Annotated in this window: 20 protein-coding genes; 10 read left to right on the top strand and 10 right to left on the bottom strand. The window is 41.0% G+C overall.

The features are described 5' to 3' along the window. Nucleotides 1-3: 3 nt before the first annotated feature. Together G3O08_RS00865 and G3O08_RS00860 are read left to right on the top strand one after the other, a co-directional pair. Nucleotides 4-1,161, top strand: coding sequence for a methionine aminotransferase (locus G3O08_RS00865; protein WP_163282771.1), 1,158 nt, complete (start codon nt 4-6; stop codon nt 1,159-1,161). Beyond that, entirely contained in the window at nt 1,158-1,937 is a 780-nt protein-coding gene (locus G3O08_RS00860; RefSeq protein ID WP_163282770.1) for an amidohydrolase, read from the top strand. The genes G3O08_RS00865 and G3O08_RS00860 overlap by 4 nt, the downstream gene beginning before the upstream one ends. Here G3O08_RS00860 and G3O08_RS00855 read toward each other — a convergent pair. Genes G3O08_RS00855 through G3O08_RS00845 form a run of 3 tightly spaced genes read right to left on the bottom strand, consistent with a single transcriptional unit; the run spans nt 1,934 to nt 4,753 of the window. After that, complete coding sequence (locus tag G3O08_RS00855) at nt 1,934-3,535, bottom strand: Ig-like domain-containing domain (protein ID WP_239540805.1); 1,602 nt, start codon at nt 3,533-3,535, stop codon at nt 1,934-1,936. The genes G3O08_RS00860 and G3O08_RS00855 overlap by 4 nt on opposite strands. A 29-nt stretch (nt 3,536-3,564) precedes the next feature. Continuing rightward, nucleotides 3,565-4,026 carry a GAF domain-containing protein gene (locus G3O08_RS00850; RefSeq protein ID WP_163282768.1) on the bottom strand — a complete coding sequence of 154 codons (462 nt, stop codon included), beginning with the start codon at nt 4,024-4,026 and terminating at the stop codon, nt 3,565-3,567. Nucleotides 4,027-4,045: 19 nt separating this feature from the next. Further along, the gene (locus G3O08_RS00845; RefSeq protein ID WP_163282767.1) at nt 4,046-4,753 is read right to left on the bottom strand and encodes a ComF family protein; all 708 of its coding nucleotides are present in this window, start codon (nt 4,751-4,753) and stop codon (nt 4,046-4,048) included. A 66-nt stretch (nt 4,754-4,819) separates the two neighbouring features. On the opposite strand from G3O08_RS00845, the gene G3O08_RS00840 reads away from it, so the two are divergent. Beyond that, on the top strand, nt 4,820-5,746 hold the full coding sequence (locus G3O08_RS00840; protein WP_163282766.1) for a coiled-coil domain-containing protein: 927 nt from the start codon (nt 4,820-4,822) through the stop codon (nt 5,744-5,746). A gap of 1 nt (nt 5,747) precedes the next feature. Here G3O08_RS00840 and G3O08_RS00835 read toward each other — a convergent pair whose 3' ends face one another. After that, nucleotides 5,748-9,239 (bottom strand): DUF2460 domain-containing protein, encoded by a 3,492-nt coding sequence (locus G3O08_RS00835; RefSeq protein ID WP_163282765.1) that lies wholly within the window; start codon nt 9,237-9,239, stop codon nt 5,748-5,750. A 121-nt stretch (nt 9,240-9,360) separates the two neighbouring features. Here G3O08_RS00835 and G3O08_RS00830 point away from each other — a divergent pair, with 121 nt between their 5' ends. Both G3O08_RS00830 and G3O08_RS00825 read left to right on the top strand, forming a co-directional pair. Beyond that, nucleotides 9,361-10,131, top strand: a complete 771-nt coding sequence (locus G3O08_RS00830; RefSeq protein WP_163282764.1) for an exodeoxyribonuclease III — start codon at nt 9,361-9,363, stop codon at nt 10,129-10,131. Between the two features lies 1 nt (nt 10,132). Then, nucleotides 10,133-11,890, top strand: coding sequence for an ABC transporter substrate-binding protein (locus G3O08_RS00825; protein ID WP_163282763.1), 1,758 nt, complete (start codon nt 10,133-10,135; stop codon nt 11,888-11,890). Here the strand turns inward: G3O08_RS00825 and G3O08_RS00820 are convergent. Further along, nucleotides 11,871-12,578: a hypothetical protein gene (locus G3O08_RS00820; RefSeq protein WP_163282762.1), complete on the bottom strand. Its 708-nt coding sequence runs from the start codon at nt 12,576-12,578 to the stop codon at nt 11,871-11,873. The two genes, G3O08_RS00825 and G3O08_RS00820, sit on opposite strands and share 20 nt — an antisense overlap. A 103-nt stretch (nt 12,579-12,681) precedes the next feature. On the opposite strand from G3O08_RS00820, the gene G3O08_RS00815 reads away from it, so the two are divergent. Beyond that, entirely contained in the window at nt 12,682-13,683 is a 1,002-nt protein-coding gene (locus G3O08_RS00815; protein WP_163282761.1) for an OmpA/MotB family protein, read from the top strand. 15 nt (nt 13,684-13,698) lie between these two features. Here G3O08_RS00815 and radA read toward each other — a convergent pair whose 3' ends face one another. The 4 genes from radA to panC all read right to left on the bottom strand — a co-directional run bounded on the left by radA (nt 13,699) and on the right by panC (nt 17,571). Then, nucleotides 13,699-15,057 (bottom strand): DNA repair protein RadA, encoded by a 1,359-nt coding sequence (gene radA, locus G3O08_RS00810; RefSeq protein ID WP_163282760.1) that lies wholly within the window; start codon nt 15,055-15,057, stop codon nt 13,699-13,701. Continuing rightward, nucleotides 15,044-15,568, bottom strand: coding sequence for an adenylyltransferase/cytidyltransferase family protein (locus tag G3O08_RS00805; protein WP_163282759.1), 525 nt, complete (start codon nt 15,566-15,568; stop codon nt 15,044-15,046). Before G3O08_RS00805 ends, radA begins: the two co-directional genes overlap by 14 nt. Next, nucleotides 15,555-16,559, bottom strand: a complete 1,005-nt coding sequence (locus tag G3O08_RS00800) for a lysylphosphatidylglycerol synthase transmembrane domain-containing protein (protein ID WP_163282758.1) — start codon at nt 16,557-16,559, stop codon at nt 15,555-15,557. Before G3O08_RS00800 ends, G3O08_RS00805 begins: the two co-directional genes overlap by 14 nt. 148 nt (nt 16,560-16,707) lie before the next feature. Further along, nucleotides 16,708-17,571 (bottom strand): pantoate--beta-alanine ligase, encoded by an 864-nt coding sequence (panC, locus tag G3O08_RS00795; protein ID WP_163282757.1) that lies wholly within the window; start codon nt 17,569-17,571, stop codon nt 16,708-16,710. Between the two features lie 103 nt (nt 17,572-17,674). Between panC and G3O08_RS00790 the strand changes: the two genes are divergently transcribed. The 4 genes from G3O08_RS00790 to G3O08_RS00775 all read left to right on the top strand — a co-directional run bounded on the left by G3O08_RS00790 (nt 17,675) and on the right by G3O08_RS00775 (nt 22,069). Then, nucleotides 17,675-18,502 (top strand): glycogen/starch synthase, encoded by an 828-nt coding sequence (locus G3O08_RS00790; RefSeq protein WP_163282756.1) that lies wholly within the window; start codon nt 17,675-17,677, stop codon nt 18,500-18,502. Between the two features lie 13 nt (nt 18,503-18,515). Then, complete coding sequence (locus G3O08_RS00785) at nt 18,516-19,904, top strand: DUF4270 family protein (RefSeq protein ID WP_163282755.1); 1,389 nt, start codon at nt 18,516-18,518, stop codon at nt 19,902-19,904. Nucleotides 19,905-19,911: 7 nt separating this feature from the next. Then, on the top strand, nt 19,912-21,756 hold the full coding sequence (glmS, locus tag G3O08_RS00780) for a glutamine--fructose-6-phosphate transaminase (isomerizing) (RefSeq protein ID WP_163282754.1): 1,845 nt from the start codon (nt 19,912-19,914) through the stop codon (nt 21,754-21,756). Nucleotides 21,757-21,832: 76 nt separating this feature from the next. Then, the gene (locus G3O08_RS00775; protein ID WP_163282753.1) at nt 21,833-22,069 is read left to right on the top strand and encodes a hypothetical protein; all 237 of its coding nucleotides are present in this window, start codon (nt 21,833-21,835) and stop codon (nt 22,067-22,069) included. A gap of 99 nt (nt 22,070-22,168) precedes the next feature. On the opposite strand, the gene cysN is transcribed toward G3O08_RS00775, so the two are convergent. Next, nucleotides 22,169-23,440 carry a sulfate adenylyltransferase subunit CysN gene (gene cysN / locus G3O08_RS00770; protein ID WP_163282752.1) on the bottom strand — a complete coding sequence of 424 codons (1,272 nt, stop codon included), beginning with the start codon at nt 23,438-23,440 and terminating at the stop codon, nt 22,169-22,171.

Here is a 23,440-nt window from a genome sequence, read left to right as displayed (position 1 = left end):
TAAATGATTTCTCCTGTAGCTATATCTTCTAAATTACCGCAAGTCGGTACGACCATTTTCACCATTATGAGTAAAATGGCGACCGACTTTAATGCCATTAATCTGGCGCAGGGTTTTCCTGATTTTGCTATTGATCCTGAGATAATTAGGTTGGTTACGAAACATATGCAGGCGGGTAATAACCAGTATGCACCTATGCAGGGTGTGCCGGCTTTGAGAAATGCTATTGCTCAAAAAATTGAAAATACTTACGGGCGCAAATACAATCCCGATACAGAAATTACGGTTACGGCAGGAGCCACACAGGCCATTTATACAGCAATTACCGCCCTTGTTAAAGATGAAGATGAAGTAATCGTGTTTACACCAGCTTATGATTGCTATGTGCCACCTATTTTGCTAAACCACGGAAAGCCGGTTTATGTACAAATGAAGGGACCTAATTACAAAGTAAACTGGGAGGAAGTAAGAAAGCTAGTAACGCGTAAAACGAAGTTGATAATCATAAATACACCGCATAACCCATCGGGTACAATTTGGAGCGACTCAGATATGCGCGAACTGGAAAAGCTTGCAGTGGACAGTGATGCGCTGGTATTAAGCGATGAGGTGTACGAACATATTGTTTTTGATGACGCCACTCATTACAGTGCAGCGCGATATAACGAGCTTGCCAAAAGGTCGCTTATTGTTGCGAGTTTTGGAAAGACATTTCACGCTACGGGTTGGAAAATGGGCTATATATACGGCCCTGAAAACTTAATGACTGAGTTTAGAAAAGTTCATCAATATCTGGTGTTTTCTGTGAATACGCCAATACAATATGCGCTGGCAGATTATCTCGAAAATCCGACGCGTTATCAGAATCTGGCGGCAATATATCAGCAAAAGCGTGATTTGTTTCTAGAGGCGATTGCACCTTCACGGTTTTCGGCAATTCCAAAAGCGCAGGGCACATATTTTCAGCTTTTGAGCTATACCGCAATTTCTAAAAAGAAAGAGGTTCAATTTGCAGAGCTGGTTACCAAAAAGCATGGAGTAGCCTCAATTCCTGTATCGGTTTTTTATCACCAACCGCTTGACCAGCAAGTGTTGCGTTTTTGTTTCGCTAAGAGCGATGATACCCTGCTAAAGGCTGCGGAATTACTCAATAAAATATGACTACAGAGCTGAAAGTTGCTGTATTGCAAACCGAAATTGCGTGGGAAAACGCGCAGAAGAATTTGGAGAATTATGATAATGCGTTTTCCAAGTTAGCGATGCCGGTTGATATTGTAGTGCTTCCCGAAATGTTTAATACCGGTTTTACAATGAATGCTGTAGAAGTAGCCGAAGAGATGGGCGGTGAATCCGTAAAATGGCTGAAAAATAAATCAATTGAAATAGAATCTGCAATTTGTGCGAGCTTGATAATTACAGAAAAAGATCGGTTTTACAACCGGTTTATCTGGGCTGAAAATGGAGAGGTTTTAATCTATTACGACAAGCGGCACCTTTTTAGAATGGCCGAGGAACACCATACTTTTTCGCCCGGAACAAAACGCCCCGAAATTAATTTTAAAGGCTGGCGCATTATGCCGCGTGTATGCTACGATCTGCGTTTTCCGGTATGGAGTAGGAGCAATAAATTTGATTTGCAAATATATGTGGCCAATTGGCCCGAAGCGCGCGTTTCTGCATGGGATAAACTTTTGCGTGCCCGAGCTATTGAAAATCAGTGCTACGTAATAGGTGTAAACAGAATAGGAAGTGACGGAAAAGGAATTTCCTATAATGGTCATTCAATAGTAATAGACCCTAAGGGGGATGCGCTTACCGCGGAAAATGATGAGAGTGACGGATGGATTACTGCAATCTTAAATCTGGAATCGCTAGAAGATTTCCGAAAGAAATTTCCGGTGTTCATGGATTCAGACCGTTTCGACCTCGAGATTTAGTCAAACGGTGTAGTGGGAGTCCACTCTACTTCAAATTCCCAGTTACTGCGCACTTCAATTTCTTCAGGATAAAAACTCAAACGCTCCGGCTGTATTTTGTTACGGTAAACTCCTGTATCCCATTTCCCGTTGTCATTTTCATCAAAAATCACTTGTAGTTTATATTTTCCGGGAATCATGCGCAGAAAGGTAGTTTCTAGATTTTTTGTATAAGTCCTTTCGGCAATAATTTTGCCTTGATCATCCAGAACCTGAAGGATTTTATTTTCATTTTCATCGTTTTTTTCCGCAGCCGAAATAGCTATTGATAAGCTTCCGTAAAATTCCGAATCGCGGAGGTTAAACGAAATAGAAACGGTATCGCTATAGATACCAAACACATCTACAAAAGCACCCGGCTTGGCATTGAAAATATATTTGGAGGAAGCTTTATAAGGGTAAGAAACAGAAATTTGTCGGTTTAAGTTCAACCGTTTAAATTCAGTCGGAAAAATCTGAACGCTATCTTCCATAAAGTAAACGAGCGATGTATCTAAATCTACAATCGGATTGCTAAAGTCAAGTGTAAGCGATTTTTCGAGATCAAGCTTATTGGCAGTAGTATTTGAGCTAATTTTCAATTCGGCTTTTTCCTTGTATTTCGGGTTGGTTTCGAAATACCAAAATGCCGTATCTGCAAAGGTTGTATCGTCGCGAATATAAACTACAGCCTCTTCAAAATTGTCGCGATCGGGAAGGCTGACCCAACTTTTTATAGTGTCTTTGGCAATGTTGATTTGGCTCACCGCTTCCAGTTTTTTATCGGTTTCTACGTCGTAAAATTGTACGTCGGGATTTATGGTAGAGGTATTAAAAGCAATTTCATAGTACCCGTAATCTGTTGATTTTTGAGAAGCAATATATTGCGTTGTATCTTTTTCAATAAATGCCGGTAGCAAGATTATATCAGTAGAATCGTTTAGCGAGCTAAAAACCCTTCCGTCGTAAAACCCGATTTGTTCAGGAGGGCCATTGTAAATATAGTTGCTGTTTTCTTCTTTCAGTGCAAAGATTTTAAAATCACCTTCCGGCAAATACTTGATTTTGAAATTGCCACTTGCATCTGTGAGGGTAAAATAATCGGGAGGGCTAGTGGTTGGAAGGCTATCGGCTTCAGCACGATAAATGAGTACAGCCGCCGCTGGCAATGGTACATTGGTTTTTGCGCTCACTACCTTTCCCGAAATAGAAAGGGAATCGATATAATCGCCTGTAGAAAAAACGTAAATTAAATCGGTATTTACATTTCCTTCGTTAACATCTACAACTGACTGTCCGAAGTTAAACTGATAAGTGGTATTTGGTAAAAGGGTGTCTGTCCAAGTAATAATCAGTTTCTTTCCGCGCAGCGAGTACTCCGGCAATTTTTTTAGTGGGGGCGACACTATTAGTTGCGAGCTATAACCGTTCACCCTTATATATTCATCAAATTCCATTTCGAAGCCATAGCTGTCAAACTCTGTAGTAAAAAGGGGCGGTTGATAGTACACAATCTGTGGGGGTTGTTCATCCTTATCGCCACCCGAAGGAGATGATTGCCGGGCGCAACCAATACCCAAAAAGATCAGGAATATGAAAATGACCGCTCTCAGACTGCTATTTTTATTGAATCAGTAATTAATGAGGCTATCTGCTCAAGCGCATCACGGTCGTTTTCGTTAAACGCATTCAGCGAATCACTGTCGGCATCGAGAATTATAAACACGTTTCCATCTGCATCAAATATGGGTACAACCAGCTCAGATTGCGAAGAAGCATTGCAGGCGATATGGCCAGGAAACTCATTTACATCGGGCACCAAAATTGATTGTTTCTCTTTCCATGCAGTGCCGCAAACACCTTTTCCAAAAGCAATACGGGTACAGGCTACCGGGCCTTGAAACGGACCGAGAACCAGCACACCATTCTTTACTATGTAAAACCCCACCCAGAAATATCCCGGAAGGATTTTTAGAATAGCCGCCACATTGGCCAGATTGGCTGTAAGGTCAGTCTCACCTTCTAATACACCTTTTACGTGTTTTAATACGTCTTCGTAATTGCGATTCATAGGTGCAAAGATAGCGGTTTTAAGCCGATGCAATCGTAGCAATGCTTATTTCTCTGGCTCCGGCTTCCAGCAGGCATCGTCCGCAAGCTTCGAGTGTAGAGCCTGTAGTAATCACATCGTCAAGCAATAAAATATGTCGCCCAAGAACCTTCTCAGGTTCGGCGACTTCAAAAATATGAGCCACATTGAGCCACCGGTCAAAACGCGCTTTTCGTGTTTGGGTAGGGTTGGCAACTACACGCGCCACGGTATTATAGCCTACTTCAATATCTAAATGTTTTGTCATGCCTAGGGCTATAGAGTGGCATTGATTGTAACCACGCAAAGCGAGTTTGGCTGGGTGAAGCGGTAATGGTATCAGTAAATCGGGAAGGTCGTAATTATCAGCTTTTAAATCTTTTGCAAACATAGCGCCCAATCGCTCGCCTAAATCTTCCCGATCTTTGTATTTTAATTGGTGAAGTAGAATTTGAGCCAAATTTCCCTTATGAAAAAACAAAAATGAAAAACCGGCGTTTATTGGCATTCTACCGTCGAATTTTTGAGCTACCGGGTTGTCTTTTACCCGGTGGAAATTGGTTCGAGGGAGCTTATAAAGACAGGCAATACACACGGTATCTTCTTGGTTATTAAGGCTATTGCCGCAGGCAGCGCAATTTATTGGAAACAAAAGTGTTTCTATAGCAGACAACCATCCAAAATAGTATTTTTGCCAAGAGTTAGCCATTTGATTGCATTTACATAAATTTACCCTTTTAGTTGAAAGAAACCATTTTAATAAAACAAAATTAGCATGATTGAGAAGCCTGTAACTCCTGAAAAGAAAGATTCAAATAAGAAATACCTTATAATTATTGCCGTGTTGGCTGTGTTGACCATAGTGTTTGGCATACTTTATTTTACCAGCCATACCGAAGTTGTTGAAAAAACAGAATCTATCAGCAGTCTGGAAATAGAGCAGTTGCAGCTTAAAAACGATCTGCAGGAAATGCTGATTCAGTACGATACGATAACGGTAAATAACGACCGCCTTAGCGCAGAGATTATGGGTCAGCAAGAGCAGATTAAGGAATTGCTTAAGCAAATGGAGAAGCATAAAGACGATGCCTACATTATTTCGAAATTGAAGAAGGAAGCTGGTACTTTACGTGATATCATGAAAGGTTATCTGGTTACGATAGATTCGCTAAACACGATGAATATCGACCTTAAAAAAGACAATCAGTTTCTCGCCGAAGAGCTCTCTGAAACCAAAACGCGCGCTCAAAGTCTTGAGACAACTAAGAAAGATTTGGAGCAAATTGTTGCCACAGGATCTATTCTTCAGGCCAATGGAATGACCAGTGTGGGTATAAGAGTGCGAAATAATGGCAACCAGACTGAAGTGAACCGTGCCAATAAAACTGAACTGATAAAAACGTGTACAGAAATAGGCGAGAACCGCATTTCGCCGAAAGGCAAAAAGAACATTTTTCTTCGGATTATATCTCCCGATGGCGTTGTGCTTGATAGCAACGATGGAGAAGATAGTCGCTTTGACTTTAACGGTGTAAGTGGAAAATACAGCGTAAAACGACAAATTGATTATGAGAATGCGGCGATGGAGCTCTGCATTTTTTACACAGTTAGTGCGGAGGCCGAATTACAACCAGGAAAGTATATTGTAGAAATGTACGAGGCTGGAACCCTTATCGGGAAAGCAGATTTTGACCTGAAATAGGTTAGAAAAATGCGCGCACCTGCATATTGCCGGTGTGAATTGATTTCACCTCTTCAGACTTTCTGCCGTTGTAACTGATGCTTAGCTGAAGATTTTTGCCCAGATTGCGCTGCACGCCTGCACCCCAGGTTATGTTTGTGCCGTCTTGCAATCCGTCGAGCATTTGGTAAGAAATACTGTTGTTTACATCGCCCGTATAATTTATCGAGATCACATTTATTTGGGCAAACATGGTTCCAGATTCAACTTTACTAAGCCTGAAATCAAGCCCGAGGTCTAGCAATTCTGCTTCTTCTCCACCCAGAGCAACACTGTTGTTTTTTTGTGAAAACGTATTGGTAAGGCTTACGCGAAAAGCTGTACCGGGCTGATAAGTAAGTGTTTGCTTTAGACTGAAATAGTCTATAGCATAATTTCTTCCATCTATAATGTCGCTTGCACTTTCTTTATCGCCTACTTCCTGCTCCAGAATTATTCCATATTTTGAACTGAAATTATACCTTAAACGAAGAATATGCGCCAAACTTTTGCGCTCTTCAAATCCGGAGGTGAGCGGATTTTTGCTGAATTGATCGCTGTACGTGTAGTCTACACCAAACTTACTGCTGCTGCGGTTATAGAAAAAAGTATTTCGAATACTCGAAGATTGCGATATTAGTGTGGAGTCTCCAAAAGAGCTTAGAAAAGGATTAAACCGATCTGCACTTTCTTCCAAACGGGTTTTGCGCTGAATTCGAAAAGCCGTTTGGTTGCTAAATCGTGCAAGTACTTTTAAAATGCCGTCCTTATTAATCCAGAGCCCCACCGGGTTGAGGTTGAGCGATTGTGAAAACTGATTGGAGTAAGCGCGCACATAGGTGTCTGTAGGTGTAAAAACGCGAATGTAGCGATCGCCATCTTCGGGTCTAGCCAATTCAAATTCGTTGAGATCTTTTATATTATCGGCATTGTAATCAATCCATGTGTATGGCCCCTGCCCGGTAGGGTCTTGCAAGTAAATAAATTCTTGACGCCGTTCAAGTCCCGAACCAATTTCGTAGTATATATTCGAAACGATTGTATTTTTAAAGATACGAAGGTTGTGCTCCAGTCTGCCTAGTAGCGTGCTTTCGGGCGTCTCTGCAGTTAGTTCCGAATCAACAATTGTCAACTCTCTGTTTGATACCGTGGCCTTAAATTGATTTTTAGGATTTTGCACAAGTGAAAGATCCACTCCGTATTGAGTGGCATGGGTACTTTGATTTAAGTCATTATTCTGAGAAGCAAAGTCATCTCTTTCGCGGTAATAAATCCGGTATCCTACTTTCGAAGTATCCGGATTGGTAAGGTAAAATTGCCAGTCGTAAAATTTATACGAATTCACCGAAAGGCTATCCGTTTCTGCCACAAATCTTTGATTGTCTTCGCGTTCATCTGTAAATCCAACTTTTGTAATCCAAACACGTTTTTCAACCAAGGCTTTATGTCTGCTAAATCTGGTTTTTTCAATTCCGGAGGTTTCTAGAATACTTCCGTCGAAAAGCACTTTAAAACCTTCTAATTCTGCATTGGCATTCAGTTCATTTTTTATTCCGGTATACGTATTTCCCGCGTCAAAACGATTTAGGGTGTAGTTTACCTTGTAAAGGGTTGGTTTTTCCAGCCCTATTCCACCACTAACCAAATTTTGATCTTCGCCCGCCAGAATTGGATTGAGATTCCAATTTCTATTAAACTCAACTGAGCGATAGGGCTCAATAGGTTGAAAATTGTTTCCGATCGATTCAAACATGACCCTTCCTACGAGTGAAAGCGGATTTTCCTTTTCTGAAAGTGGTTGCACATGCCTTGCGCTAGCTGTTATTCCATGACTGTAATTATCGGCGTTTCCTTTTTCAGAAAATGTATTTAGGTCATTGTTAGTAAATCCAAGTTCTACCATGGCATCTGTCCGTTCAGAAAACTTATACGTTCCACCGGCCATTAGTATTTGGCTCTTTTGCGGTGCAGCGAGCAAACGAACGGGTGCGTAATTTCCCTGCCTGATAATTTCTCCGCTAAGCGTATCGGGTGCAACCCACAAAAAAATACGCCCGGTAGCATCAAATCCATTTTGAATATAGTCGCCGTTTCCATCGCCTACTTCGCTATAGTTTACACGATAAATGTTCGGCACAGATTCGGTTACACGAACAAATACCGTGTCGTATCCAAGACTGTCACGGAGTTGATACAACACCTGGTCATTATTAAATTGATCGATGCCAAAATAATTTGGTGCCACTGCTTCATTAATATTATCGCCTACAGCATCGAGAATTCGCTTGTCGTCTTCATCTAAATCTTGTTGAAGCGATTGATTTTTAGCATCTTGTTCTGAATAAAAATTCACGTAAGCTGTATATTTTTCAGTTTCTACTCCCGAAGAGGTTTGAATCATACTGCGCACGTAATTCGCATCAGAATACTGAAACTCAACCACTATTCGTTTGTCTTTATTGATAAATTGATTGGCTGTAAATGTTACCTCGGCTGTATTATAGTCTATCGTATAATCATTTTCCTGACCCCGTTGCATCTCGCGGCCATCTATATATACCTTTTCTGTACCCGCCAGAACGATAATAAAGTTCTCGCCGTTATTTCCGCGCAAGCGATATGGCCCTTGATTTCCCTCTTCACCCTGTTTAATATATCGTGCAAACTTCCCTTTTGACAGCGCTGCGCTGGTTTGCGTAAAAACTTTAAGATCAGCATTTTCTTGAACCGGGAATTCAGTTGAAAAACTGGCTCCCTGCGCTCTCTTGAAGTAATTGGTAAAATATCCGCGTGGTTTCTGAAGAATGAAATCACCGACAATCAATTTTGCCTTATCAGTATACAGCTGTATAAATACCTGATCAAATTCCTGTAGTTGCGCTGTGTTTCCTTCGGGTTGAATTGGAATATTATCGTCCGTTACGGAAGCCAATACACTTATATTATCGGTTAGCTGGCCATTTAGCTGCAAGCTTAAGGTACTGTTTACTGTTAAGTCCTGATTGTTTCCAAAACCGATACCACGCGAAATGCTTCCGGTTTTATTGAGTTTAGTTGAGCCAAAAACAGATTCCTGACCAATTTGCGGTCGATAGGTTTGTGGATTGATTAGGTAGTCAGATTCCGGCTGAATAATATCAGCAGTTCGCCTTCGGTAAGGTTTCAGTAGGTCTATGGCCAATACGCGATAGGTGGCAGTTACGGGTTTATCCGTATTGGCTCCTTTCCAGAAAAAGAGTGCATAAACGGGATCAAGAAAATAATCATCGGCATGCACAATGGTTGAATCTGTATAGTACAAGCTAAACGACTCCTCTGCGATTATCATTGAGTCGAGCACGACGGTATCTGAACCGAGCGTAAACGTTTTGGTTCTCAGCGAGCTCAAATCCTGTGCAGCGGTTTTTCCAGCACCAAAACCGCTCACTATAAGCAATGTAATTATGGTTGCGCATCCTTTTGAGGGAATATGCATGAGAGGTGCAAAGATTCTTTTAAATTTGAAGCTTTTCAAACTGTTAAATCATGTGGCGTTTTACTTTCAATGCACTTTAAATAAACTGTAACATAGAAATGCCGCTGTAACAATACGTAATTTGAAGCTTAAAATTATATCATACAATGTAAATGGCATCAGAGCAGCCATTAAAAAGGGTCTTTTGGAGTGGCTAGAAGCAGAAAATCCAGATATATTTCTTGTTCAGGAAACCAAAGCCAAGCCAGAGCAAATAGATTCGGCAGCTTTTGAGGCCTTGGGCTACAATAGTTATTTTCACAGTGCCGAAAAACCGGGATATTCGGGTGTAGCTATTTTCTCAAAACAGAAAGCAGATTTTCTCAAAGCGGGCTGCGGAATCGAAAAATATGACAGCGAAGGTCGGGTTTTAAGAGCAGATTTTGGAAACCTTACGGTAATAAGCACGTATTTTCCTTCCGGTAGCAGCGGCGATCACCGTCAGGAATTTAAAATGGAATTTTTAAATGATTTCAACACTTTTGCCGACGAATTAATCCGTGAGCGTCCTAAGTTGGTTATTTCGGGCGACTACAATATTTGTCATAAAGCAATAGATATTCACAATCCTGTGTCTAATAAAAACTCAAGCGGATTTTTACCTGAAGAAAGAGCGTGGGTATCGCAATTTCTTGAAAAGGGTTTTGTAGATTCGTTCCGCGTTTCGCATGAAGAGCCGCATAAATATACATGGTGGACTTATCGTTTTAGTGCCAGAAAAAAGAATTTGGGATGGCGAATAGATTACCACTTAATTAGTGAAGACCTTAAATCGTCTCTATCCAATGCATCTATTTTATCTGATGCATTTCATAGCGATCACTGTCCCGTATTACTTGAGCTTAATATTTAAAATGAAACACAATCTCACTCTGAAACATATTCGCTTATTCTCAATCTTTATTGTCGTTTCTTATTTTGGCACAATCATAACTGGTTGTACCGGAACCTCTCGTCCCGAAAAGACTGTCCGCACAAGCAGTGCAGATATGGAGATTGGCGGCTTGTTCAGAATGAATATTACAAATAATATGCGGAGTATTTTTCCGCATAATATTGTCGATGCATCTGCCACAAATCTCATGAATCAGGTGTATGAGGGATTGCTGTGCCTTGACCCGGAGACAAAAAAAATTGAACCGGCACTCGCAGAGAGTTATACAGTAAGCCCTGATGGACTAATTTATACTTTTAAATTGCGCAAAGGGATATATTTTCATGACGACGAAGTATTTAAAGGGGGAAAAGGGCGTGAGGTTTTAGCTGCCGATGTAATTTATTGTTTTACGAAGCTCTGTGAGCCGTCGCCTAGAAATCAATTGTACGCCTTTGTGGTCGACCTAATTAAAGGAGCACGAAGCCATTATGATTCCGGGCAGCCTGGAAGTGTGGAAGGTCTTAGAGTTATAGACGATTACACGCTACAGATAGAACTGGAATATCCTGCGCCTATTTTCTCATCTATTCTTACTCACCCTTGCGGTTGGATTTTTCCAAAAGAGTTTTATGAATACAAAGATGATATTGACATGTGGTGCATTGGCACCGGGCCTTTTAAGGCGCGTTCCATTAAAATAAACGAAGTGGTTATTCTGGAACGCAATAAAAAGTACTGGCGAAAAGATGAAAGCGGCAATACCCTTCCATATCTGGATGCTATCAGGTGTAATTTTATTGAAAACGAAATAAAGCAGCTGAATTTATTGCTTGAAGGAAACCTTGATCTGATTTTAGAAGTTCCATTTAGAAGCATTGCGGGACTTAAAAACAGGATGGAAGAAAGTAACAAGGATGTAAACTATCACATTATTACCATTCCTGGTCTTCGGGTAGAGTATTATGGGTTTCAACATAGAAGTGATATTTTTGAAGATGTAAAGGTGCGAAAAGCAATCAATTACGCCATTGACCGCGAATTTTTGGTTGACAGCATTCTGCACGGTTACGGAGAGCCTGCTACGCATGGTTTTATTCCAGTGGCTATGCCGGCGTATCCTTCAGATAGTGTAGTGGGATTTTCTTATAACCCCGACTTGGCACGATCTCTTTTTGCGGAAGCCGGATATGAAGGGGGCAAAGACTTCCCGGTGTTGACGCTACAAATAAACGATGGGAGCAGCACTGTAATAGAAGTTGCAGACGCTGTACAGCGAATGCTTACTAGGGTGCTTAATATAACGGTAGAGATTGCTGTATTGCCTAGAAGCCTGCACTATGAGCAGATAGAAAGCGGGCAAGTAGGATTTTGGCGTGATGGATGGATTGGTGATTATGCAGATCCTGAAAATTTTCTTCGTCTATTTCACGGTAAGTTGGTGCCTGAAGATTCTGTAAAGGCTTCGTTTTTGAATACCGTACGTTTTAAGGATCCCGAGTTTGATAAATATTTTGAAGCTTCTCTACGTGAACGTGATGAAAAAGTGAGGTATTCAGACTATTGGCATGCTGATCAGGAGCTTATGAATCAGGCGGTGGTAGCACCTCTCTATTATGAAAAATGGGTGTGGCTGGTAAATAATAGGGTGCGCAATTTGGATTATAGCGGTATCGGAGTGCTCGACTTAAGCAAAGTTTATTTTGCGAAAAATATAACTAGCGGACTCGCGCAATAAGGTAGTTTTTTACTATTGGCAGTAACATTTCAAAATGAGGAACAGCCGTATTGCTCTCCACTAAAAAGGCATTGGTGCCTAGATCTCTCGTGGAGTTTCTTATTATATTCCACTTTAAATCATTGAAGTTTGTGAGTATTCCGGTATTGACTTCATCTAAAAAAATTGTTTTTACATCTTTATAGACATCTGTATTTCCGGGACGCATGATCATACGTAAATCATATGAGTATATTCTGGTTTGATTGCAATTTCTAAAAAGAAGCAATCCATGATCCTCGTGCGAATCGCTTATTCCAAGTTGGGTAATTTCAATTTCTTTTATAGCTGTTTCAAGTTCACTATGAGCTTGTGTAAAGCATTTGTTGAGATGAATATCGGCAAATTGAATAATCTCCTGCAGTTCTGCTATTACACCTTTTCTATCTTCTACCGGGCGCTTTACAATTTTCTGATTTTTTAGATCGATAGAATCGATATCTCTCTCAAGCTTTTCTTCCAGCGAAACTTTTGCTTTGCTGTATGTGCTTAATTCGGCTATTCGCTTCATTAGCTTATCTATATAGGGATAAAACTCCCACTGAGAGAAGTGATTGTTTAAGAACTGAGTGTACCCCAACACCTCGTAAGACTTGTATTCAAAGTCAAACACCGGCTCAAGAAACCAATTGTCATTTAGTGTTGCCATATGTTATGATACTTATTATGTGAACAAATTGTTACCTTAACTCATTGTATTAAAGACAAAAGGTATCAAATTTGTAGTTAGAAATGAAATGATTTGAAAGATTATGAAAAATAATATAACAGTTCTCCTCTCAGCGGCTTGTGTTGCAACGGTTCTTTATTCGTGCGTTCCCAATCGTCAATTTACTGATGTTAAAAACAAGCAGGAAGCGTGTGAAGCTGAGAATAAACAATTAAGAGCTAATGCAGAGGTCTTTGAGACCAGGCTCAACGAATTTGATTCGAAATATACTGTTGCCGAAAAAAAGATCGAAGCCTTGAAAAGCGATACTGCCGTAATGGGTAATTCACTGCGCATTTTGCGGAAGCAGTACGACAAAATTAATGCTTTAAATGACGAACTTTTGAGTAAATCAGCAAGTCTCAATGCAGGTTCCGAGCGCGAAAAAAACACGCTGATGGCTGAACTTGAAGAATTAAGAGTGAGGTTGCTGGCTAAGGAAGATGCCTTGAATGAACTTGAAAGTACTTTAAATTCTAAAGAAGAAGAACTGCAGGACAGAGAGCAGAAACTCACTCAGTTACGACAGATGATTCAGCGTAAAGATTCTGCAATGCAGGCGTTGCGTGCGAGTGTGTCAAAAGCGCTTCTTGGATTTGAAGGGAAAGGGATTACTGTAGAAAAACGAAATGGCCGCGTGTACGTGAGTATGGAAGCACAGCTGCTTTTTGCAACAGGAAGTACTGAAATAGACCAAAAAGGGAAGCAGGCGGTAATAGATTTGGCAAGAGCCATCCAAGGCAATGATGATTTGCATATCATGGTAGAAGGTCATACCGATACAGATGAATTTAGCCGAACTACATATCCGCGAAATAACTGGGATTTAAGTGTGCTTAGAGCTACTTCGGTTATAAAACTAATGACTGAAAACTCAGATATCGACCCGCGTTTGCTCACCGCAGCCGGTCGAAGCCAGTACCAACCAGTAGATCCTGCAAATAAGGCTAAGAATCGACGAATAGAAGTTATTTTATCACCGAAACTTGATGAGCTTTTTGATGCAATTCAAGCCGATGAAGTGGCACCGGAAGAGAATAAGTAATAAACCGGTTTTGGCTTAGCCAAACATATTTCTTAATACATCTTGAACCTTACCTACTTGAATAATTTCAATGTCGGTAAGGTTTTTTTTGATATCGCGGTGATGCTCCGAAATAAAAATACGCTTAATACCGAGCTTGGATGCCTCATTTATTCGTTGTTCAATACGGGTTACAGGCCTTATTTCACCCGAAAGACCTACTTCTGCTGAAAAGCATACATCGCCGGGAATAGTTAGGTCTTCGCTTGATGAAAGTACAGCGGCAACAACGGCCAAATCTATTGAGGGATCGTTTACTTTAAGGCCACCGGCTATATTGAGAAATACGTCCTTGGCGCCTAGTCTAAAACCGCACCTCTTTTCTAGAACGGCAAGCAACATGTGAAGCCTGCGCACATCAAAACCAGTAGCCGATCGCTGCGGAGTGCCATATACAGCGGAGCTTACAAGCGCCTGCACTTCAATCATTAAGGGTCTTATTCCTTCTACAATAGCTGCAGTTGCAGAGCCGCTAAGATTTCCAGTTTGACCGCTTAAAAGAAGTTCTGAAGGATTGTCAACCACAGTTAGTCCCGAGCTTTCCATGCGGTAAATACCCAATTCGTTGGTAGAGCCAAACCTGTTTTTGGTGCAGCGCAATAATCTAAAAAGGTGTTGCTGGTCGCCTTCGAAAATAATAACGGTATCAACCATGTGCTCCAAAACTTTAGGCCCCGCAATGGCGCCATCTTTAGTAATGTGACCAATCAGAAAAATACTCGTTCCTGATTCTTTTGCAAAACGCATCAATGAAGCTGTACTTTCTTTAATTTGGCTGATAGATCCAGGCGAAGATTCAAGCCATTCAGCATTGAGTGTTTGAGCCGAGTCAACAACAATAAACTCGGGTTGCAGATTATTTGCTTCGTTGATAATCGCCTCAGGATCGGTAACGGTCATAATGAAACACTCTTCATTTAGTCCGCCAAGTCTTCTCGCGCGGTGGGTAATTTGTTCGCTGCTCTCCTCTCCAGATACATAAAGAACCTTGCCGCCCTGGTGGCGCATTGCGACTTGTAGCATAAGGGTTGATTTACCAATTCCGGGTTCTCCTGCAACAAGAATCATTGATCCTGGAACAAGGCCACCACCAAGTACGCGATTGAGTTCTGAGTCGCTTATGGCACCGCGCTCGTGTGTTTTTGCTTCTACATCTGTAATCCGTACCGGCTTTTGCTGCGTCCGTTTGCTGAGCACGGTTTTGCTGCCAGTCGATTTTCTAACTGTTTCTTCTACAAAAGTATTCCATTCATTGCATGAAGGGCATTTTCCTTGCCACTTTGCAGATTCAAATCCGCAATTGCTGCAAAAAAAGGCACTTTTAAGCTTCGCCATCGCTCATCTTTTTTACCATAGATGTGGTAGAATATCCATTTACTAAATCAACACATACCGTATCTCTGCCGCCTTCCCGCTGCAAGTCAGATCCTACCACATAGTTCTTTGCTTGACTATTTGTTTGGTTCGGGTCGTAATCGCCACCTTTTATAAGCACAGCAGGCTCTATTTGTCTTATTATTTTGTAAGGAGTTGAGTCGTCAAAAATCACAATCGCATCTACTGATGAAAGTCCTCCGAGAACGAAAGCTCTGTCTTGCTCTTTGTTTATAGGTCGGTCGGAGCCTTTGCCCAACGTGCGCACCGATGCGTCAGAATTTAAACCCAGCACGAGCAAATGCCCCATTGCTTTGGCTTCCGCCAATAGAGTGACATGACCGCGGTGCAGAATATCAAAAACGCCATTTGTGAAAACGACACGCTGACCTTTCAGTTCCCATCTTCCAATAGCTTTATCCAGCTCTTCAATGGGAATAATTTTTCTTTCAATAGATTCAACTCTCAACATGGGTAGGGTGTTTTTTATTGTAAATAGGGATATAAAGCATACTCAATCCTCCGAAGAGGACAATCATAATGGTCTGCGAAAGCCAAATAATCCAGCCAAGGGCAAATCCGGTTTCCTGGGCAATTCCATACAACAGCAGGCATTGCATAATTCCTACGGGATAAGCGCCAATACCACCTGGGATAAGCACAATGGCGAAACTACCGAGTACAAAAGCCGCAAAAATGGCATTTGCCCCCAGATGCGAAGTGGCCTCAAGCGAGAAAAAGCAAACCCAAAACATACCAATGTAAAGTACCCAAATGGCGACGGTGGCTAGCACGTATTCAACGCGTCTCTTCATTCTGAAAATACTTCGCAGTCCCTCAATGAGTCCGTCAACCAAGGCATTTATCTTTGAAAAAAATGAATTGTGACGCAGCTTTCTGAATACGAAGAACAAAACAAACACAAGGATTACAGCTACGACCAGTCCAATCCATAATGTTGGAGAACTTGCCGCTTTCGTTATTTCCGCAAAAATTTGGTCGGCAAACTCTTCCAGCAATTCATATTGAAGTATTACAGTTGCTATTCCTATCATCATTAGCACAATCAAATCTATTGCGCGCTCGGCGAGTATGGTACCAAAGCTTTTCTGAAAAGGTACTTTTTCGTACTTGGTAATGGCGGCAGCCCGGCTCACTTCGCCCACCCTCGGTAAAACCATATTAACAATATAGCCAATCATTACGGCCATAAAATTATTTGCAGTGCGTGTATGGTAGCCCATTGCCTCCATTTGAAATCGCCAGCGGTATCCGCGTATGTAATGACTAGTAAGACCCATGGCTAAAGAAACTACAATCCAAAAATAATTGGCTTCTTTAAAAGATTCAAACATGGCCATGCGCTGGCCCGTATCTAGCTGGTTGTAAATGTGATATACCAAAAATAGTCCCAAAGATATGGGAATAAGTATTTTTAGCAGACCGATGATTTTCTTCTTCAAGCGGGGTTTTATTCGAGGGTCAAATCTAAGAACTTGAATTGGTTTGGAGTAAACCAATACGGATTAATTCCCTTCTCAAGAGGCTTTAGTTCATTTCATGCCACGACTAAAGACTAGAAACATTTGCTACTAAACTGCAAATAATCCATTACAAAAACATATTATCAATTAGCCTAACTCCTTCTACACGTGCGGCGAGCAGAGCAACCAAATCATTTGAATCTTGATTTTGAGCGGGGTTGAGATTGTTCTTATCTACTACTACAAAATACTCCGGCTCAATTCCTTCTTTGCTCTCCAGGTAGGCCATGCCAATCCTCTCAAGCTCAACTACAGGATATTGTTTAGCTACATTTTTCACCAAAGCAAGGCTTTTGTGCAAGTTGCCCGCTGTTTCTTTTCCTTTTTCTGAAAGCAACTGGTTGCGCGAACTCATTGCCAAACCAGATTCTTCACGCAAAATAGGGCAGCCAACAATATTCACGTCCAGCTTGTATACTTCTGTAAGTTTTTTAATAATTAGGTATTGTTGATAGTCTTTTAGGCCAAAATATGCGTTGTGAGGACGCACTAGTTCAAGTAAACGTTTTACAACAGAAGCAACACCGTTAAAATGTCCGGGTCGATGAGCACCTTCGATTAAGGATGCAACTAAACCGAGGTCATAGTTCGTTGTGTCGGGCACCGGATATATATCTTTTACTGAAGGAACAAATGCCAGATCACAACCGGCATCTTCAAGCTTTTTTAAATCAGTTTCTACCTGCCTGGGATATTTTTGAAAATCTACTGGTTCATTAAACTGAGTAGGGTTTACAAATACCGAACAAATAGTAAGATCATTTTCGCGTTTTGAAGCGTTTATTAAGCTGACATGTCCGGCGTGAAGCGCTCCCATGGTAGGAATAAACCCAATTATCAACGAATTTAACCGCTGTTTAGACGTGTATTCCTGTATCTCACTCGCGGTTTTAAGTACTTGCATATCAGTGTAATGCGATGGTGTTGACATGAGGCTGGAACATGTCAAAAGTCGCCAAAGCTAAAACTTTAAGTTGAAAATATGGGAAAAAGGTTGTAATTTTGCACCTGTATTATAACAATTCCCAAATTTTATGAAGAAACCGAGAGTTTTGTACGTATCGCAGGAAATTACACCTTTCCTGCCAAAAAGCGAATTGTCTGAAGTGTCGCGCAATCTTCCGCAAGGAATCCACGAAAAAGGAAAAGAGATTAGGGTGTTTATGCCTAAATATGGGTCTATAAACGAGAGAAGACATCAGCTCCACGAAGTTATCAGACTTTCAGGAATGAATCTGGTAGTAAACGATACAGATCATCCTTTAATTATTAAGGTTGCATCTATCCCTACAGCCAGAATGCAAGTGTACTTTATTGATAATGAAAACTATTTTCAGCGTAAAGCAGTGCTTAGCGATAAGTCTGGAAAATACTTTAAAGACAATGATGAACGTTCCATTTTCTTTTGTCGTGGCGTTCTGGAAACTGTAAGAAAGTTGGGCTGGGCACCGGATATTATCCATTGCCATGGATGGTTTACATCTTTACTGCCATTATATGTTAAGAAGTTTTACAACGATGATCCGCACTTCGCCGATTCAAAAGTCGTGTTCTCTGCTTATAATAAAGGCTTTACGGGAAGTTTGAATTCAGGAATTATCGAGAAATTAAAATTTGATGGTTTTACTGATAAAGATCTTTCTGAATTAACTGACCCTAATTTTGAGAATCTCACTAAACTTGCATTAAAATATTCTGATGCAGTTGTAGAGGGAAGTAAAGAATTGCCTGAGGAAATCACAAAGGCTGTTAATTCTTTTGATAAAGCAAAATTATCATACTGCGATCCTGCTAACTGCGTTAAAACGTATGGCGAATTTTATGATGAAATTTTGGAAGAGAATTCAGTTCTTGCCGATTAAGAATGAATCACTTATGAATAAAAAATTGAAGCGGCCGCTATTGCGCGCCGCTCTCTTTTTTATAACTATAGCATTGGTTGCTACAAGTTGTAAAAAACCGGAAGAAGAAATTGGGCTTGAGCTACAACCCGGGAGCGATCTTTTGCAAGCCAACATGGTTGATACATTTTCGATAAATGCTTATACCGTTATTGACGATTCAGTGCGAACTGATAAGCTTAATCCGGCAATAATAGGCGCTTTTGACGATCCTGTTTTTGGGTTTACAAAGGCAGGCCATATTAGCGAATTACGCCTTACAAGCAACAACCCAAGTCTTATTCCCGAAGGATCTTCAATCGATAATATTGTTGTAGATTCAGTTGTGTTGATTTTGGAATACATTAATACAGATGTGCAAAATCAACCTATAAGTCCGGTATATGGTGATATGGGAGAGCAGTATTTCGAAGTGTTTGAAATTACAGACAGCTTACAAGCCGACACGTTTTACTACGAGAATACCCCTGTAAACTATATCGCTCAAGATTTGATAAAGTCTGGTTTCAATTACCAAACGCCTAATACTACTGATTCTGTAGTAGTGGGCGACCTCATACTGGCTCCACAAATGCGTATACCGTTGAATGAGAGTTTTGCAGACCGATTTTTTCAGGCAAGTGATGGTGGAGGTCTTGATAATCAAACTTTTGTATCTCTTCTTAAAGGAATCTACATTACTGTAGATGAAACGAAATTCAATACCAGCCAGTCGGGATTGATATCGTTTGACACCTTTACGGGAAATAGTCGCATTAGACTCTATTACCGAAATGAGCTTCCGGATACTACCGAGTCGTATGCTTACAGCTTTGCCTTAAGGGGGCAGACTCCCAAATATGAGCGTATAGAGCACGATTACTCTATGGCGGCTCCGAGTCTTTTGCAACAGCTAAGCGGCGATACGCTACTTGGTCAGCAAGATGTATATGTACAATCACTGGCAGGAACAAAAATATTTTTGGACTTACCTTATATTGAGAGTCTGCGCGATTCGTCGGGCATAGCCATTAATCAGGCTAAAATAACTTTACCTATTAGAGGTGGAGATCTGGAAGCTTTTGCCCCTCCAACGCAACTGCTTATCTTTCCGCGAAATGAAGAGGGAAAGATTTACACCCTTCAGTTTGACAATCCTTTCGATTATGGAAAGTACAACGAAGAAGATGGGGTTTATGAATTTTATATTACCCGTTATTTACAGCAGGTTTTACTTGGTGAGCGCGAGCATTACGGATTTGAAATAGTAAGTATCGCCGCTGGAAACAGCCCGAACAGGGTGGTTTTAAACGGAGCAGAGTATCCCAACGCCGCAAGCCCCTCTAATAATCTTAAATTGGCAATAACATTCACTAAATTCTGATCATAATATGTGTGGTATTGTAGGATATATTGGCCCAAAAGAAGCCTATCCGGTTTTAATTAAAGGCCTTAAACGACTTGAATATCGTGGCTACGATAGTGCCGGGGTGGCAGTTTTGCAAAATGAAAATATCGTAGTTTATAAATGCCAGGGAAAGGTGGCAAATCTTGAAAATTTGGTTGCCAAATCTGAACCGCTCATCGGCACAATAGGTATTGGCCATACCCGATGGGCAACTCATGGCCCACCAAATGATGAGAACGCACACCCGCATAGCTCTGAGGATGGCAACATGGTTATAATCCACAATGGAATAATTGAAAATTATAGTCCATTGAGAGAGGAACTTATTAAGCGAGGTCATCACTTTAAGAGCGAAACTGATACAGAAGTACTCATTCATTTAATTGGTGATATCCGTCAGAATGAAGATGTAACACTTTTTGAAGCAGTAAGAATTGCCCTAAATGAGGTTATTGGAGCGTACGCCATTGTGGTGATGGAAAAAGACAACCCCAATCAGTTGATTGCTGCAAAAAAAGGCAGTCCGCTAGTTGTGGGAATTGGCGAAGGTGAATTTTACATCGCGTCAGATGCTACTCCAATTATTGAATACACCAAGAATGTAGTTTATCTTGATGATGAGGAGATAGCCATAATAGACCGCGAAGATGGGTTTAAGCTGATGAACATAAAGAATCAAGAGAAAACCCCTTATGTTCAAGAATTGGAAATGAAACTTGAAGCCCTCGAAAAAGGGGGTTATGAGCATTTTATGCTCAAGGAAATATACGAACAGCCCAGATCTATACGCGACAGTATGCGCGGTCGTCTTAGACCAAATAGCGATCAGGTAGAACTGGGAGGAATAAGAGATTATATAAAGAAATTTGTAAATGCCAAGCGCATCATCATTCTTGGATGTGGTACAAGTTGGCACGCGGGTCTTGTAGGCGAATACCTTTTTGAAGATATTGCCAGAATACCGGTAGAAGTGGAGTATGCATCAGAATTCAGATACCGCAATCCGGTAATTTATGAAGATGATGTGGTGATAGCCATTTCACAATCTGGAGAAACGGCTGATACACTTGCGGCTATTGAGCTTGCCAAGTCAAAAGGAGCAACCATTATCGGTATTTGTAACGTTATTGGCTCATCCATTCCACGTGCTACCCATGCGGGTTCATACACACACGCCGGCCCTGAAATAGGTGTAGCGAGTACCAAAGCGTTTACGGCTCAGGTTACAGTACTTACCTTAATGGCACTTCATGTGGCGCATCAAAAAGGTTCAATTACCAACCAGCGTTTACACAGGTTGCTCATCGAGCTTGACTCTATACCAGATAAAGTACAAAAAGTGCTCGATCAAAATGAGAAAATTAAGTATATCGCCGAAATATATAAAGATGTGCATAATGCCCTCTATCTGGGCAGAGGGTATAATTTTCCGGTTGCCCTCGAGGGTGCATTAAAGCTGAAAGAAATATCGTACATCCACGCCGAGGGTTATCCTGCTGCAGAAATGAAGCACGGACCTATTGCGTTGATAGATGAGGAGATGCCTTGTTTTGTTATTGCTCCACGTGCTGGTGCGTACGATAAAATTGTAAGCAATATTCAAGAAGTAAAAGCCCGCAAAGGAAAAATTATTGCGATTGTAACAGAAGGTGAAAAGCTAATAAAAGAAATGGCAGATCACACAATTGAAATTCCTGATACAGAAGAATGCTTAATGCCTCTGATTTCTGTAATTCCCTTGCAGTTATTGAGTTACCATATTGCTGTTATGCGCGGTTGTAATGTAGATCAACCTAGAAATCTAGCGAAATCTGTAACTGTAGAATGACACGAAAAAATCTTGTATATGACAAAGAATTTATTAGCTTTGCGCCCTTAATTTCAACACATAACAACTAAATTACATGAAAAAAACGTTTGTAGCATTCGCAGTAGTAGCATTGGCATTGGCATCTTGTGGTAATGAATCCAAAATGGAAGAGAACACCGAAAATGCTCAGGAAAAAGCAGATGAGATGACTGACGACATGATGGAAGATTTGGAAGATACCGGAGACGCAATTGAATACGGAGCAGACACGCTTCAAAATGACATCGAAGAAGGTACTGAGGACATGAAAGAAAACATGGAAGAAAATTAATTTCTTCATTGTGAAAAATAAAAAAAAGCACTCTTTCGGGAGTGCTTTTTTTTATAGTATTTTGATGGATCCTGTTAGTCAGGTAAATATGACACCCGGTTAGATAATCATTCCGGCACCTACCGTCTCATTCGTGCCCTCATCTATTAAAATAAGGCTTCCAGTTATTCTGTTTCGCGAATATCTATCATAAAACAAAGGTTTGGTAGTGCGTATAGAGATCCGTGCAATATCATTGAGCTTAATTTCCTTATCGTCCTCCAATCGGTGTAAGTTGTTAATATTCACCTTATACTTGATGTCTTTCACAACACAACGTACATCTCTGGTGGTATGCTTTACATAGTATTTGCCATTAGGCTGCAGGGGCTTTTCGCTCATCCAGCATACCATTAAGTCTAAATCTTGACTAACAGTAGGCGCGTTGTTTGAACGTACCATCATATCGCCCCGGCTCAAATCCAAATCGTCTTCAATTTCAATTGTAACGCTCATTGGAGCAAAAGCTTCTTCAATTTCACCATCGAAAGTATGGATAGCCGATATTTTACTCGTAAACCCGGATGGAAGCAACATTACTTCATCACCCTTTTTATAAACCCCACTGGCAATTCGACCGGCATAACCTCTAAAATCATGAAACTCATCAGTTTGAGGTCTTACAACATATTGTACGGGAAAGCGGCAATCCACATGATTGTAATCACCCGAAATATGCACGTTCTCAAGGGTGTACATCAGCGTACCTCCCTGATACCAGTTCATTTTCTTCGATTTATTTACCACATTATCGCCTTTAAGAGCTGATATTGGAATAAAACGAACATCATTTACCTCGAGCTTAGAACAAAATGCCTGAAGCTGGGCACGAATTTCTTCAAACCGGTCTTCTTTATAGTCCACCAAGTCCATCTTGTTAATGCAGAAAACAATATGTGGAATTTTAAGAAGCGATGCAATAAATGCGTGTCTGGAAGTCTGCTCCACGAGGCCGTGGCGGGCATCGACCAGTATTATTGCCAGGTTTGCTGTAGAAGCACCTGTCACCATATTCCGTGTATATTGAATATGGCCCGGTGTATCGGCTATGATAAACTTCCGTTTTGGCGTAGCGAAATATCTATAAGCCACGTCGATAGTAATTCCTTGCTCGCGCTCAGCACGCAATCCATCGGTAAGCAAGGCGAGGTTTATTCCCTCTTCGCCACCCATTTTGGCACTGGCACGCTCTATGGCTTCAATCTGATCTTGAAAAATGCTTTTGCTGTCGTATAGCATTCTGCCTATAAGCGTAGATTTTCCATCATCAACACTGCCGGCAGTGGTAAACCGCAGCATATCCATATCGAGATAAGCGTCTTTTTTCTTCAT

The sequence above is a fragment of the Cryomorpha ignava genome, assembly GCF_010686655.1.
GTDB classification, from domain to species: Bacteria; Bacteroidota; Bacteroidia; order Flavobacteriales_D; family Cryomorphaceae; genus Cryomorpha; species Cryomorpha ignava.
This window is presented reverse-complemented; position numbering and strand designations above follow the sequence as displayed.

Coding starts and splice junctions, on each gene's coding strand:
- G3O08_RS00865 (WP_163282771.1), top strand. CDS start 4: ATGATTTCTCCTGTAGCTATATCTTCTAAATTACCGCAAGTCGGTACG.
- G3O08_RS00860 (WP_163282770.1), top strand. CDS start 1,158: ATGACTACAGAGCTGAAAGTTGCTGTATTGCAAACCGAAATTGCGTGG.
- G3O08_RS00850 (WP_163282768.1), bottom strand. CDS start 4,026: ATGAATCGCAATTACGAAGACGTATTAAAACACGTAAAAGGTGTATTA.
- G3O08_RS00845 (WP_163282767.1), bottom strand. CDS start 4,753: ATGGCTAACTCTTGGCAAAAATACTATTTTGGATGGTTGTCTGCTATA.
- G3O08_RS00840 (WP_163282766.1), top strand. CDS start 4,820: ATGATTGAGAAGCCTGTAACTCCTGAAAAGAAAGATTCAAATAAGAAA.
- G3O08_RS00835 (WP_163282765.1), bottom strand. CDS start 9,239: ATGCATATTCCCTCAAAAGGATGCGCAACCATAATTACATTGCTTATA.
- G3O08_RS00825 (WP_163282763.1), top strand. CDS start 10,133: ATGAAACACAATCTCACTCTGAAACATATTCGCTTATTCTCAATCTTT.
- G3O08_RS00820 (WP_163282762.1), bottom strand. CDS start 12,578: ATGGCAACACTAAATGACAATTGGTTTCTTGAGCCGGTGTTTGACTTT.
- G3O08_RS00815 (WP_163282761.1), top strand. CDS start 12,682: ATGAAAAATAATATAACAGTTCTCCTCTCAGCGGCTTGTGTTGCAACG.
- radA (WP_163282760.1), bottom strand. CDS start 15,057: ATGGCGAAGCTTAAAAGTGCCTTTTTTTGCAGCAATTGCGGATTTGAA.
- G3O08_RS00805 (WP_163282759.1), bottom strand. CDS start 15,568: ATGTTGAGAGTTGAATCTATTGAAAGAAAAATTATTCCCATTGAAGAG.
- panC (WP_163282757.1), bottom strand. CDS start 17,571: ATGTCAACACCATCGCATTACACTGATATGCAAGTACTTAAAACCGCG.
- G3O08_RS00790 (WP_163282756.1), top strand. CDS start 17,675: ATGAAGAAACCGAGAGTTTTGTACGTATCGCAGGAAATTACACCTTTC.
- G3O08_RS00785 (WP_163282755.1), top strand. CDS start 18,516: ATGAATAAAAAATTGAAGCGGCCGCTATTGCGCGCCGCTCTCTTTTTT.
- glmS (WP_163282754.1), top strand. CDS start 19,912: ATGTGTGGTATTGTAGGATATATTGGCCCAAAAGAAGCCTATCCGGTT.
- G3O08_RS00775 (WP_163282753.1), top strand. CDS start 21,833: ATGAAAAAAACGTTTGTAGCATTCGCAGTAGTAGCATTGGCATTGGCA.
- cysN (WP_163282752.1), bottom strand. CDS start 23,440: ATGAAGAAAAAAGACGCTTATCTCGATATGGATATGCTGCGGTTTACC.